Source organism: Sporomusa intestinalis, assembly GCF_055383785.1.
In genome coordinates, this window is record NZ_AP042390.1 from 3002790 (window position 1) to 3016972 (window position 14183).

12 protein-coding genes and 1 other annotated feature are annotated in these 14183 nt (G+C 52.4%); of the genes, 1 reads left to right on the forward strand and 11 read right to left on the reverse strand.

Going from position 1 to position 14183, the window contains the following annotated elements:
* Window position 1: 1 nt before the first annotated feature.
* The 5 genes from ACZ481_RS14210 to ACZ481_RS14230 form a co-directional block, all read right to left on the reverse strand.
* On the reverse strand, window positions 2-784 hold the full coding sequence (locus ACZ481_RS14210; RefSeq protein ID WP_464766018.1) for an indole-3-glycerol phosphate synthase TrpC: 783 nt from the start codon (window positions 782-784) through the stop codon (window positions 2-4).
* Entirely contained in the window at window positions 774-1451 is a 678-nt protein-coding gene (locus tag ACZ481_RS14215; RefSeq protein ID WP_464770634.1) for a phosphoribosylanthranilate isomerase, read from the reverse strand. The genes ACZ481_RS14210 and ACZ481_RS14215 overlap by 11 nt, the downstream gene beginning before the upstream one ends.
* Entirely contained in the window at window positions 1388-2428 is a 1041-nt protein-coding gene (gene trpD / locus ACZ481_RS14220; RefSeq protein WP_464766019.1) for an anthranilate phosphoribosyltransferase, read from the reverse strand. Before trpD ends, ACZ481_RS14215 begins: the two co-directional genes overlap by 64 nt.
* 114 nt (window positions 2429-2542) lie before the next feature.
* Window positions 2543-2800: a binding site (T-box leader), on the reverse strand.
* A 23-nt stretch (window positions 2801-2823) separates the two neighbouring features.
* Window positions 2824-3789, reverse strand: a complete 966-nt coding sequence (locus ACZ481_RS14225; protein ID WP_464766020.1) for a phosphatase PAP2 family protein — start codon at window positions 3787-3789, stop codon at window positions 2824-2826.
* Window positions 3767-4504, reverse strand: coding sequence for an HAD family hydrolase (locus ACZ481_RS14230; RefSeq protein ID WP_464766021.1), 738 nt, complete (start codon window positions 4502-4504; stop codon window positions 3767-3769). The genes ACZ481_RS14225 and ACZ481_RS14230 overlap by 23 nt, the downstream gene beginning before the upstream one ends.
* 262 nt (window positions 4505-4766) lie before the next feature.
* Between ACZ481_RS14230 and ACZ481_RS14235 the strand changes: the two genes are divergently transcribed.
* On the forward strand, window positions 4767-5669 hold the full coding sequence (locus tag ACZ481_RS14235; RefSeq protein WP_464766022.1) for a DMT family transporter: 903 nt from the start codon (window positions 4767-4769) through the stop codon (window positions 5667-5669).
* Window positions 5670-5772: 103 nt separating this feature from the next.
* On the opposite strand, the gene ACZ481_RS14240 is transcribed toward ACZ481_RS14235, so the two are convergent.
* From ACZ481_RS14240 to ACZ481_RS14265, 6 genes are all read right to left on the reverse strand, one after another.
* Window positions 5773-6972, reverse strand: coding sequence for an FAD-binding protein (locus ACZ481_RS14240; RefSeq protein WP_464766023.1), 1200 nt, complete (start codon window positions 6970-6972; stop codon window positions 5773-5775).
* Window positions 6973-6991: 19 nt separating this feature from the next.
* Window positions 6992-7777, reverse strand: coding sequence for an electron transfer flavoprotein subunit beta/FixA family protein (locus ACZ481_RS14245; protein WP_464766024.1), 786 nt, complete (start codon window positions 7775-7777; stop codon window positions 6992-6994).
* 162 nt (window positions 7778-7939) lie between these two features.
* Window positions 7940-11368, reverse strand: coding sequence for a DNA polymerase III subunit alpha (locus ACZ481_RS14250; RefSeq protein WP_464766025.1), 3429 nt, complete (start codon window positions 11366-11368; stop codon window positions 7940-7942).
* 46 nt (window positions 11369-11414) lie between these two features.
* Entirely contained in the window at window positions 11415-11642 is a 228-nt protein-coding gene (locus tag ACZ481_RS14255) for an FmdB family zinc ribbon protein (protein ID WP_464766026.1), read from the reverse strand.
* A gap of 119 nt (window positions 11643-11761) precedes the next feature.
* Window positions 11762-13042, reverse strand: coding sequence for a serine--tRNA ligase (gene serS / locus ACZ481_RS14260; RefSeq protein ID WP_464766027.1), 1281 nt, complete (start codon window positions 13040-13042; stop codon window positions 11762-11764).
* Window positions 13043-13738: 696 nt separating this feature from the next.
* On the reverse strand, window positions 13739-14164 hold the full coding sequence (locus ACZ481_RS14265) for an NUDIX hydrolase (protein WP_464766028.1): 426 nt from the start codon (window positions 14162-14164) through the stop codon (window positions 13739-13741).
* Window positions 14165-14183: the final 19 nt, after the last annotated feature.

A 14183-nucleotide genomic window follows, 5' to 3' on the forward strand; every position in this document is an offset into this window, starting at 1 on the left:
GTTAACCTCTTCCTTTCTCTTCTAATTGTAAAGCCAGTTCACGGGTCTTTGCAGGGATATCCGGGGCTGTAACCAGCCCTTCGCCGACTAAAATTCCCTTTACACCGGCATTTTTTAGTTGTAAGGCATCTTTGCCGCTCTTAATACCACTCTCGCTGATTAGTAACCAGCCGGGTTCACAAGCCGGCAATAAGCTGAACGTCTGCTCAAGATTCGTGGTAAAGGTCTGCAGGTCCCGGTTGTTAATCCCCACCAGCCTGGCACCAGTCTGTTTTACCCGGTCCAGCTCCGGCAGGGTATGCACCTCTACCAAACAGTCCAGCCCCAGTCTGGCTGCCAGCTGGGACAGGCAGCGCAGCTCAGTGTCTGACAGCACAGCGGCAATCAGCAGGACCGCATCAGCCCCGGCCGCACGGGCCGCATAGAGCTGATACTCGTCAATGACAAACTCCTTGCATAATACCGGCAGTCCGACAACTGCTTTAACCTGTCTGATATCCTCCCAGCAGCCGTGAAACGCGGCGTTGGTATGCACAGATAAGGCGGCGGCACCGTTGGCGGCAAACAGCAGCGCCAGCTCCGGCACTGTATGGTCTTTACATAACAGGCCTTTAGCCGGCGACGCCAGCTTGCATTCGGCAATAAGCGCCCACTCCCGGCCGGCAATAGCCGTACTAAAAGCAAAGCTGCCGGCAGTCAGCCTGCCGCTTAAGGCTGCAAGCGGGGTGACCTGTTTCATGGCTGCTACCGCCTGCCGGGTCTGAGCTACAATTCTATTCAGCATCAGCTGCCTCCACACTTCTGACGGCGGCGATAAACCGCTCTATTTTTTTACTGTCCTTAATCCCGTTTGTTTCCACACCGCCCGATACATCTACACCGTCAGGCTTAAATAGCTGAATGGCTGCGGCAACGTTGCCTGGTGTCAGTCCCCCGGCGATCATAAATGGCCGTGGCGCCTGCCTAATCACGCTTTGGGCCTGCTGCCAGTCAAAAGGTATGCCTGTTCCCCCCTGCTGTCCGGCACTGAAGCTGTCAAACAGGGTCCAGCCAGACTGATAGCCTGTCAAAGCGGCGGCGCTGAAGCCCGGGCTGACGCGAAAAGCTTTAATCACCGGATAACCGATTGAACGGCAGTAGGCCGGTGATTCCTCACCATGCAGCTGAACATAGTCCAGCCGGCAGGCCCGCGCCGCCGCCTGCACCTCGGCCGGTGGGGCGTTAACAAATACGCCGACCCTGCCCACCCCGGCAACCTGGCTGGCAATAACCCGCGCTTTTTCCACCGTAATCTGCCGCCGGCTGGCGGCAAACACAAAGCCGATCAGGTCTGCCCCGGCCTCCCGTGCTGCCAGCGCGGCGTCTATTGTCCTGATACCGCAAATCTTTATGATAATGTCAAGCCCTCCTTTAGCTGATAATCCTGAGTAAACGCCTTTAATGCTTCGAATTTGGCTAACGCGGCTCCGCTGTCAATGCTTACGGCCGCCAGCTGTATCCCTTCGCGGATATCTGTTGCCGCATCGGCCACAACCAGGGCGGCCGCCGCGTTGAGCAGGACAATGTCACGTTTAAACCCGGCCTCACCGGCCAGCAGCCGCATAATAGTCCGGCCATTGTCCTCAACCGTTCCGCCCCGGTAATCAGCAAGGGTGCAGCGCTTAAAACCATATATTTCCGGGTTAATCTCATAAGCGCGGATTTCACCGCCCCGTACTTCCGCCACCTGCGTTGGCGCTGCCGTCGATATTTCATCAAGTCCGTCCAGGCTGTGGACAACCATGGCGCTGGTTACGCCCAGTTCAGCCAGTGCCTGGGCAACCTTCATTGTTAAATCCGGCGCATATACCCCCAGCAGCTGGCAGCTGGCACCGGCAGGATTAGTCAGCGGCCCCAGCAGATTGAACACGGTACGGAAGCCCAGTGCCTGCCGGGGGCTGACCGCATAGCGCATGGCCTGATGAAAACGAGGGGCAAAGATAAAGCCAACCCCAATCGTGTCAATCGCCTCAGCCAGAGACGCAGCCGGCATTTCCAGCTTTATCCCCAGGACGCTGAGCACATCGGCGCTGCCACAGGAACTGGATACCCCCCGGTTGCCGTGTTTGGCGACATTAAGCCCGGCCCCGGCCAGGACAAAGGCAACGGCGGTGGAGATGTTGAAGGTTCCCTGTTGATCGCCGCCGGTGCCGCAGGTGTCAATTAACCTCCTGGAGCAGCACTGTACCTTGATGGCATGGCTGCGCATCGTCTCGGCAAAGCCGGCAACCTCCAGGCTTGTTTCGCCCTTCATGCGCATGGCTGTTAAAAAAGCGCCGATTTGTGTTTCACTTGCCTGGCCTGACATGATTACCTGCATAGCCGCTCGGGCTTCTTCCCGGGAGAGGTTGCGGCCGGCGACGGCCTGCGCAAGATAGTCTTTTAACATAACTCCCAGCCTCCTTGGCAAAAAAATAAAGACCATTTCACCTCAGGGGCGAAATGGTCCGCGGTACCACCCTAATTTGGAAAGCTTAAGCTGAAACAAAAACGACCATCTCACCCCAGGGGCGAAATGGTCGCGATACCACCCTTTTTGAAAAGCCTAAACCTTCCCTTGTTCAGGTACGGGAAACAAGTCCGATACCCTAGCCTGTTAACGGCGGCGTCCGGCCCAGCCTACTGGCAAATGCGTTTGGTGGGCAGCTCACAGGTCCATTCCACATGCTCTCTAGGCCGGTCATCACACCTCCGGAAAGCCCGGTCACCGGCTCGCTGAACTACAGTCTACACATGTACTCGTCCTGTTCACAGCTATTTACAGTATTTAACTTTGTAATAATTTTATCGTATTGATTTTGTAATGTCAAGTATATTTTTTTCTGATTTTATTTTGTCGCTACCGGCCGGAAAAAGGCCCAGCCGGTTAAAAAGCCAGGGCGCCCCCAACGTGAGCCATACTCCTGCCAGCCAGTAGCGGCTATACCGGAACAGTAAAAAATAAGCCTGGTTTTCCTGGGGAAACACCGTCTTCAGACCGGCCCAGATAATAAGTAAGCCTGTGAACCCAACTGCCAGCCGGCCGGACAATTTAGCCCACTCCCCCTGCGGCACCTCTCCGCCGGCGCCAACACAGCGCCGCGCGATAATAAGACCAATACCGGCCCCGGACAGGGCCGCAATAATCGCCGCACTGTCTTTACCGGGATGCAGCCAGAATAACAAAGCCGGCCCCATAAGGGCAAGCAGGGCCTGCTGCCAAGCCTTTAGCCGCCCAAGCCAATTGGCCAGCAGCGGCTCAGCCAAGGCGCTGCCAAAAAGCAGAACCAGCCCCAGACCCCAGCCTGCCAGCACATCAGAAGGAAAGTGCACGCCCAGATAGATACGGGAGAAACCAATCAGGCCGGCAATAAGGAGGCCGAGCGGCCATAAATAACGCCGTCGGGCCAGCTTGGCCAAGCCCAGCCAGAATACCAGCCCCGTCTGGGCGTGGTTGCTGGGCAGGCTGTAGCCGTCGACCGGAAACAGCTGCAGCTCGGGCCGGAAGGCAAAAGGACGGGGCTGAGCCAGGATATCCTTCAACGATACATTTATATAATGCGATACCATTACCACAAAGGATAGCCGTACCCCCAGCCGTAAGCCGCCGCCCCAAAGAATGACCGGCAATGCCAGCAGGTAAAACTCTTCCTGCCCCAGCAGCGTAAGCCCCCGGAACAGGGTATCGGCAAGCGGACTGCGCAGCTGCTGAATAAAAACAATGAACTCCAGACCGGAACACAACAGCTCATTCACTGGGCTTGATCCCATTTTCCGCCCTGATAATGCCGGTAATGGTTGCGGCCAGTTCCGCCAGTGTTCCCTGATAATCGGCCCTGGCTGCCATTGCCTGCGCATTCAGCAGGCAATCGGTAACCAGATATGTTTTCATACCAACCTTGGCTGCCGCCAAATCCTCAATCACATCATTCCCCACCATCAGGCATTCAGCCGGTGTACGCCCGATGCGTTCAGCGATTTCCAGATAGTATTCCGGCTGGGGTTTACAAAAATGACACTCTTCATAACAGGTAACAAGGGTAAAATCGATATCTCCCACTCCGGCCCAGTCAAGCCGCTGCCGGATAGCGCTAAGCGGGAAAATCGGATTCGTCGCAATCACCATATCGAGCCCCAGTGCAGCCACAGCCACAACCGCCCGCCGGGCATCGCGGCTGGCCTTAGTAGTGGGTTTAACCAAAACAAAGCCGGTTTCATAGAAATTATCAAGCACAGGCAACAATTCCTCAGGCGCAACGCCAATGTTCGGCAAAAAATCCTCAAAAAACACCTGCTGATTGGTCTTGGCCTCATCCCGGCTGTCAATCATGGCGGCCGTCGAAGCCAATAACTGCCTGATGAACTTTTTCGGATCAGCAACGCTCGCAACCCTTGCTCCCAGCTGCTTCAGATACTCCTGTACAAACAGCTCCTGATTTAGCGGCAGCAAAGTTCCGTCAAGATCAAACAATACACTCCTTATCATATACGCTAACTCCTTCGGCATATTCATTACAACTCAGTTTATTAGAAAACCCTGGCTTATGCAAGTCCCCGGCCCACATAAGAAAAGACTTGGCTTGTGCCAAGGCCTTTAGAACGCCGGCGGAAGCCGTGTTGCCCTTTTCCTGGGAAGTTAACCTTCTGTCAGGACAAAAAAACAGCCTCTGCCGCTAACGCAGATTCATCCGGCTGTCAGGCAGGAGTCTTACTATTTACATTGTATATATGTATAGTGAGGTGTTGACATGCACGTGCATCTGATATTAGCCCTTGTTGCCTTTCTCTGGGGCTTAAACCCGCCGGTTATGAAAATTGGCCTATTGTACATCCCGCCAATGCCCTACAATGCGGTGCGTATGTTTGCGGCTTTGGCAGTCAGCTGGTTTGTCCTGCGGCGCTTATGCACCTGGCTGCCGCTCCGGCGGGAAGACTGGCAGGCGCTCCTTATATCCAGCCTGGGCTTCTTCTTTTTCCAATTGTTTTTTACCTTTGGCGTCCAACTGACCACAGCCGGCAACTCATCCCTGATTTTGGGCTGTCTTCCGGTCAGCATCGCTGTTATCAACCATTTTCACCATCTGGAAAAAATCAAAGCCGGGGTGATACGGGGAATTGTCATCTCCCTTGCCGGCGTTGCCCTAATGGTCGCCGGTACAGGCAAAGAAGTCAGCCTCACCGGTGATCATCTGTTCGGAGCTTTGCTGCTCCTGGCTGCCTCCTTGAGTTATGGCTACTACACGATCTTTTCCCGGCCGCTGGCTGCCACTTATTCGGTCTATCAGGTAACCACCTGTATCCTCCTGATTTCCACCGGCCTGTTTACGGTTATTTCCCTGCCGGCCATTGCCGGCGTTGACTGGCAGACGGTCCCCTGGCAAGGCTGGGCCAGTTTTTTATATTCCGGCGTATTTCCGCTTTGCCTGGCTAACTGCCTATGGATCTGGGGAACCGCCAAGGCCGGCAGCACAACGGCCTCGCTGTACAACAACCTGTCACCTGTATTTGCCGTTGGCGCCGGTTACTACTTCCTGGGCGAGACATTTGGCTGGCTGCAGTTTATTGGCGCCGTCATCATTTTGGCCGGCCTGTACGATGCCAAAAACAAAAGCAAGGAGCAACCGGAAGAAACATTTGAGGAGCCTGTATAAGCCCTGCGGCCGCCCTGAAAGTTTCAGCATTGGGGGAAAGGCGCTGGCAGCACACAAAAAAACAAGTCACGCATCCATCAGGGATACGGGACTTGTTTTTTGTTTAACAAGCCTGTTTAATTTTTTTAATTTCTTCAATCAACACAGGCAGCACTGCCAACACATCGCCGACAATGCCAAAATTGGCCGCTTTAAAGATAGGGGCATCGGCATCTTTATTGATGGCAATGATGATATCAGAGGTCGACATGCCGGCCAAATGCTGGATAGCGCCACTGATGCCGCAGGCAATGTAGACTTTGGGGGCAACTGTTTTACCTGTTTGTCCAACCTGGTGAATTGCTGGTTTCCAGCCAGCCTCAACAGCCGCGCGGGAAGCCCCGACGGCGCCGCCCAAAACAGCAGCCAATTCCTCAATCAGCGCAAAATTCCCGGGGGCGCCCAGACCCCGGCCGCCGGCGACAATAAACTGAGCCTCTTCCAGGTTGCAGGCTGCGGTATCACCGACTGACAAAATTTCAATCAGCTGGGTACGGATGTCTTGCGGCTTTATCTTGCCGGCAACCCGCACAAGTTCCCCGCGGCGGGTATGGTCCGGCACAGGGCGCTTAAATACGTTGGGGCGGACTGTGCCCATTTGCGGACGATGGTTAGGGCAAAGGATAGTAGCCATAATATTGCCGCCAAATGCCGGCCGCGTCCAGGCGACAAGGCCAGTTTCCTCATCAATGCCCAGGCTGGTGCAGTCGGCAGTCAGACCGGTGCCGACCCGGCAGGCCACGCGGGGGCCAAGGTCGCGCCCGTCATTGGTGGCGCCCATAAGGATAACCGCCGGTTTATAGGTATCAATTAAATCGGTAAGCGCAGCCGTATAGGCATCTGTGCTATAGTGCCTGTATTCCGCTCCTTCTACCAGATACACTTTGTCCGCACCGCTGGCAAACAGCTCCCCGGCCAGCTGCTCAATACCGTCCCCGATGACGACAGACGCCAACGGCTGCCCCATAGCCTCAGCCAGTTTACGGCCTGCTCCCAGCAGTTCCAGCCCAACACTGCGGGCCTTGCCGGCAAACTGCTCGATATATACCCAGACTCCCTGGTAGGCGCTGGTGTCTGCTGCCGGCTGCGCCGCTTCCGGGCGGCTGATTGCCGTTACAGGGCAGACATCAATACAGGCGCCGCACACGGTACAGGCATCGGTAATTGCCGCCGTATCCGCTTCCATAATAATCGCGCCGAACGGGCAGGCGCCGACACAGGCACTGCAGCCTATACATTGCTCTTTTTCAACATGAACAGCCATTGTAAAATTCCCCCTGATGTCAGATGATTTTGGCCTGATTAAGTTTAGTCAGCAATCGGTTCACCGCCGTACGGACATCATCCTCCTGAATGATCTCGCCCTGAACCCGCTGCTGGGGGGTAAAGATACGGCGCACCTGAGTCGGTGACCCTTTTAGACCGATTTTTTCCGGCTGGACATCAATATCGGCAGCCGTCCAGACAGTTATCTCTTTCCGGTTGGCTTTCATCGTTCCTTTGATGCTCGGATAACGCGGCTCATTAATCGATTTTACCACACTTAGCAGCACAGGCAGCCGGGTTTCAATAATCTCATACCCTTCCTCGTGCTCCCGTTCAGCCCGTACAAGCCCGTCGGTAATATCCAGCTTAGAGACATAGGTGATCTGAGCAATAGCCAAATGTTCGGCAATCTCCGGCCCTACCTGGGCCGTATCGCCGTCTATCGCCTGCTTGCCGCATAAGATTACATCAAAATGTCCCAGTTTTTTAATCCCCGCCGCCAGAGTATGACTGGTGGCCAGCGTATCAGCGCCGCCAAAAGCACGGTCACTCAGTAAGATCGCTTCGTCAGCCCCCATGGCCAGGCACTCCTTCAAAGCGTCTTTAGCCTGCGGCGGCCCCATCGAAATTACAGTTACCCGGCCGCCATGCTTCTCTTTCAGCTGCAATGCCTCTTCCACCGCGTTTTTATCAAAAGGATTTACAATACTGGGTACACCCTGGCGAATCAAGGTATTAGTCTGCGGGTCAATCTTAACTTCAGTAGTGTCTGGCACTTGTTTTACACAGACAATGATTTCCATTACACGTCCCCCTGTTGTCGATATCAGCTATAATGCAATATAACATCTCTTATTTTAATATTATTTACTGGCAAACTGCAACATTTTTCGTATAAATACCCAAATTCCGCCCTGGTCAGATACTGCCAGGCAATCTGCCGCGGGCGGGCCGCTGGTTATTGCTTAACCGGTAACCGCTCCTTTGCCCAGCAGCCCTTCAATAGCCGCAAACGCGGCCGGGGTCGGTTCAATCCAAAAATCCCGCTCGGTTTTTATAATACGTTTGCTGTCAACCAGATGCAGGTAGACAGCCGCTGGCCCCGCATATTTATTCAGCAGCTTTTTAAGCGCGGCCAGGGTGGCCGGTGTTTCCTGCTCTTTACGCAGGGTGATTCGGACCTCGGCCCCGGCACTACTTAGCGGGCTTATGTCGTCAGCCATAATTTTGACGCCTTCTTCATGGATATTAAGACGGCCGGAAACTACCACAGGCAAGTCCGGCGCCAGCAGGCGGCCGGTTTTTTCAAAAATCCGGGGGAATACGATAACCTCCACCTGACCGGTAAAATCCTCAAGATTAACAAAACACATCATACTGCCATTTTTGGTATTAATGCGCTTGGCACTGGCAATCAGCCCCCCTACCCGGATAGGCTGGCCATCGGCGTACTGGCCTTCGGCTAAACTGCCAAGACCAGGCAGGGAAGCAAGCTTGGGGCGGTATTTATCCAACGGGTGGCCGGTTACATAAAAACCGGTTATTTCTTTTTCCAGCGCCAGCAATTCTTCCGGCGGCAATTCCGGCAAATCAGGCAAACTTACGTCATTGACACAATCCAGGGTGTCGTCGCCGAATAAGCCCAACTGGCCGCGGGCCGCATCTTTTTGCCGGCAGCCGGCCACCTCCACCGCCTGCTCCAGGACGGCCAGCAGTTGTGAACGCCGGGCCTTCAGCGAATCAAACGCCCCGGCTTTGATTAAACTCTCAATCACCCGTTTATTTACCACCCGCATATCGACGCGGGCACAAAAATCAACAAGGGAGGTAAACTTGCCGTCCTGCTGCCGGGCGGCTATAATGCTCTCCAGGGCATTGCCGCCGGCATTCTTTACCCCGGCCAGGCCGAACCGGATAGCCGGGCCGTCTACGGAAAAGGCCCGGCCGCTGGCATTAATGTCAGGCGGCAGCACAGCAATTCCCCGGCGCCGGCATTCCTCAATATAATAGCCGACCTTATCGTTGGTCCCCATTACGCTGGTCAATAGGGCCGCGTAAAATTCCTGGGGATAATGAGCCTTCAGGTAGGCCGTTTGATACGCCACCAGCGCATAGGCGGCGCTATGGGATTTATTGAAGCCATAGTCGGCAAAATGCGTCATAAGTTCAAAAACATCATGCGCCAGCCTGGCGTCAAACCCCCGGTCAGCCGCTCCCTGCAAAAAAGATTCCCGCTGAGCGTCCAGCACCTCATGCTTCTTTTTCCCCATTGCCCGGCGCAGAAGATCGGCCTGTCCCAGGGAAAAACCGGCCATGACCGAGGCGATCTGCATAACCTGCTCCTGATATAAGATAACACCAAAAGTATCTGCCAAAACCGGCTCCAGCACAGGATGCAGATAAGCAACTGTTTTTTTGCCGTGACGGCCGTCAATGAAATCCGACACCATACCGCTGCCCAGCGGACCGGGGCGGTAAAGGGCAACTAGCGGGATCAGATCGTCAAACCGCTCCGGCTTAAGATCCTTGACCAGATTGGTCATACCGCCTGATTCCATCTGGAATACACCGGAAGTGTCGCCGGCAGACAGCATCGCACAGGTTTTCGCGTCAGCAAGGGGGATCTGCTCAATATCAAGCTCTTCCCCCCGGTTTTCTTTTATTAAAGCAATGGCATCACCAATAACAGTCAGAGTTCTGAGTCCCAGCAGGTCCATTTTCAGGAGGCCAATCTCCTCCACCCGGTCTTTGTCAAACTGGGTGGTGACAAACCCGTCGCTGGATACCTGCAGGGGCGCGAAATGAGTCAGCGGCTCCCTGGCAATAACCAGGCCGGCGGCATGGGTTGAGGCATGGCGCGGCAGCCCCTCCAGCGCCATCGCCAGGTCAACAAGCTTTTGCACCGTAGGCTCCGTATCATATAAGCCTCGCAGCTCCTGATTGGCAGCTAATGCTTTTTTCAGGGTAATGCCCAGTTCGGCCGGCACCAGTTTCGCAATCCGGTCAACCTCGCCATAGGGCAGGTTTAAAGCCCGGCCCACATCGCGGATAGCGGCCCGGGCGGCCATAGTACCGAAGGTAATAATCTGGGCTACCCGGTCGCTGCCATACCGTGCCACAACATATTCAATGATTTTACTCCGCCGTTCGTAGCAAAAATCGATATCAATATCAGGCATGGATACCCGCTCCGGGTTCAGGAACCGTTCAAACAGCAAGCCGTATTTTAGGGGATCAATATTGGTAATTGCCAGCAGATAGGCAACAATACTACCGGCTGCCGAACCCCTTCCCGGCCCCACCGGGATCGATTGGCTGCGGGAGTAATTGACAAAATCCCAGACGATCAGAAAATAGCTGGCATAGCCCATCTTTTTTATAACGCCAAGCTCATACTCAAGCCGGGCATGTACTTCCGGCGTTGGCTCAGGATAGCGCCGGCTGACAGCCTCACGGCATAGTTGTGTCAGGTATTCTTCGTCGCTGATTCCGTCCGGTGTGGGGAAATCAGGCAGATAAAGCTTGTCAAAATCAAAGGCAACCTCGCAGCGCTCGGCAATTTTACAGGTATTCGCCAGCGCTTCCGGGTAGGCGGCAAACAACTCCGCCATTTCCGCCGGGCTTTTCAGATAAAATTCATCACTGGGAAACTTCATCCGCACCTGATCGTCGACAGTCTTGCCGGTCTGGATGCAGAGCAGGACATCATGGCACTCGGCATCCTCTTTGTTGATGTAATGGGCGTCATTTGTGGCAACAAGACCAAGCCCCAGCTGTTGCGCCAGCTTGACCAGGTGTTGGTTCGCCTGTTTTTCCTCAGGCATGCCATGATCCTGCAGCTCGATATAAAAATTCTCGGCCCCGAATATCTCGCGGTACTCAACCGCCAGCGCCTCGGCTTTCGCCAGGTCCCCCCGCAGGATAGCCGCCGGTATTTCCCCGGCGATACAGGCGCTCAAACCAATTAGGCCGGTGCTGTAGCTGCGCAGTATTTCCCGGTCGATCCGGGGTTTATAATAAAACCCCTCACTATAGCCTCGGGATACCAGCTCAATCAGATTGCGATATCCCTGCTCATTGGCTGCCAGCAAAATCAGGTGATAATAGGCTTCGCCCTCTACAGCGGCCTTATCAAACCGGGAGCGGGGGGCGATATAGACCTCGCAGCCGATAATTGGCTTAATCCCCTGCTTTTTTGCTTGTTTATAAAAATCAATTGTACCATACATCGTGCCATGATCAGTCATCGCCACCGCCGGCATCCCCAGCTCCTTCGCCCGGCGTACCAGGTCGGCAATCCGCCCGGCTCCGTCTAACAGACTATATTCAGTATGATTGTGGAGATGGACAAACGCTATATTCTCGCCATGGCTTATCCCAGATTTGTTCAACATTTTTTACCTCTCATATATAAAGCATCGAACTATCTATCACTGCTTTTTAGCGACAACCAGAGCAGCAGCCACCACAGCCGCCTGTATGCCTGGCCATATCGCACCCAGTTGTTGACCGCTTAGCCATCTGGGATGGTGCTGTTACTGAAAGCACTTTTGTCAAAGTGTCTTCACTACAGGCAGGACAAGGTATACCAGCGTTATCTGTACCACTTTTCTGCAACAATTCCACTGCTTTACCACATTTCTTACAAGAATATTCATATATTGGCATTCAGATACTCCCCCGCAATTGTAATAGCTATTCCAATATGATGGATTACTCTTTATTTTCTATAAAGGTTTTTGATTTTCCTATCAAAGCCTGCGAAATTTACTTGGTTATTCTGTATTCTATTTAATAAACTCTTTTCCGCCCATATACATTCTGAGCGGCTGTGGGACCGTGATTGTACCGTCCTCATTCAGATTGTTTTCCAGGAAAGCGATTAGCATTCGCGGGGGCGCCACCACCGTGTTATTGAGAGTATGGGCGAAATAGTTGCCATTTTCCTTGTTTTTCACGCGGATACCTAGTCGGCGTGCTTGCGCGTCACCTAAATTGGAACAACTCCCCACTTCAAAGTACTTTTGTTGACGAGGCGACCAAGCTTCAACATCGATACTCTTAACTTTTAAGTCTGCCAAATCACCTGAACAACATTCTATGGTACGCACGGGAATATGTAATGAACGAAAGAAGTCAATGGTATTTTGGTACAATATTTTAAACCACCGGGCACTTTCCTCGGGTTTACAAACCACTATCATTTCTTGTTTTTCAAATTGGTGGATTCGGTACACGCCTCGTTCCTCGATGCCATGGGCGCCCACTTCTTTGCGAAAACAAGGCGAATAACTGGTTAAGGTTTGCGGCAGCTGTTCCTCATCCAGGCTTGTGTTGATAAATTTACCAATCATGGAATGCTCGCTTGTTCCAATTAGGTATAGGTCCTCGCCTGCAATTTTGTACATCATATTTTCCATCTCGGAAAAACTCATAACACCAGCCACGACCTTACTGCGGATCATAAAGGGCGGAATGTAATAGGTAAAGCCTCTGTCAATCATAAAATCCCGGGCATAAGAGAGAATTGCCGAATGTAGCCGGGCAATATCCCCGCAAAGATAATAAAAGCCGTTGCCACTGGTTTTTCGCGCAGCCTCCAGATCAACACCCTGCAATTTTTCCATAATATCGATATGATAGGGCACCGCGAAATTAGGCGTAACCGGTTCACCAAACCGCTCCAGTTCAACGTTTTCACTATCATCTTGGCCGATTGGCACCGATGGATCGATAATATTAGGAATGACCAGCATTCTTTCACGAATCTGGGCGGTCAATTGGTTTTCTAGTTTTTCAAAACGGGCTAGTTCTTCAGCAAGGGCCGCGATCTTCGCCTTTGTTTGTTCGGCCTCTTCTTTTTGTCCCTTGGACAACATTACGCCAATCTCTTTGCTAACGGAATTTCGCTGATTTCGGAGAAAGTCGCAGCGAGATTTTAGTTCGCGGGCTTTGCGCTCCAGTTCAATCACTTCGTCTACCAGTACCAGCTTATTATCTTGAAATTTTCTCCGGATATTATCTTTTACTACCTCAGGCTTGATCCGCAATAATTTAATGTCTAACATAGTTCTCCTCCTCAGAAACTTTTTGCACCTATGTTGTATCAGTCCAAGAAAATAAAAGATCCTCCCGTCCCATACAACTGATATGGGACGGAAGGTATCCGCGTTGCCACCCAAATTGCCGGCTCATAAACCGACCCCTTGAACGCGCTGTAAAGGGCACGCCCCTCCGGCTTATCACCGCAGCTCTAAAAGTGGAAAGGCTTAAACTCTCACCGATTCGCACCAACTACCGGTTCTCTGCAGAGATTTATAAGCCGTAGCTTTTATCATTGCCGTTCCTATTCACTTTTTTATTTTCCAATTATATATATTATATATAGTTTACCGGGAGGTTACTATGAATTTTCGTTTTTTTTTGCCATAAAAGCAAAGTTTGGACGGAGGGGACGTTCCTTTTCTGTCATTTTTTTTTGCCACAACACCCCAGGAAATGTCAGCATTCCACTACGATGATATTTGCGGTTAAAATACATTGCGTATTTAGTCAATAAGCGTTGTTTTCACTTATTAAAATTATCTTTAAAAACAGCCTTACATCATGTAAATTAATCATTTGCTAACTTCTTCTTCCGGTTGTTCCATATCAGGAACCATGAGTAGTAACCTCCCTGCTTGCTGCGCAGTTGCAAGCAATTCTTCTTATAATATAGCTGACGGGCCATGCAAAAGTTCACCTCATCAATGCTCCTTTGCATTCTACCTACTTCCGTTTTTAAGGGACAGAACTCTTGCATGGAAATACGGATGGGTATGCGGATATGTCAACTGGTCTGGTATTGTTGCAAAATACGCAATTCTGGCTATTTCCATTGGCGGCAACTCGCCGATCTCTTGTACTTCTGCGAAAAACAGCCTCCCGTACCGGAGACCACCCTTAAACTCTATGGAACAATCAGAAATACTCTCCAGTTCAAATTGCAGTGCGCCGGTCTCCTCAAATAATTCCCGCCGGGCTGTTTCGCGAATGGTTTCTCCGTTTTCGCGATGTCCGCCGGGAATTTCCCAGGTATCCCGTTCTCTATGCCGGGCATAAATCCACTGATGATTAAATCTGGCACAGATAACGGCAAATGTTAACCTGCTGTCTTCCACCGCTCCAGTGGCATAAAAAGTAACACTCATATATACTCCCCTCTCTAAA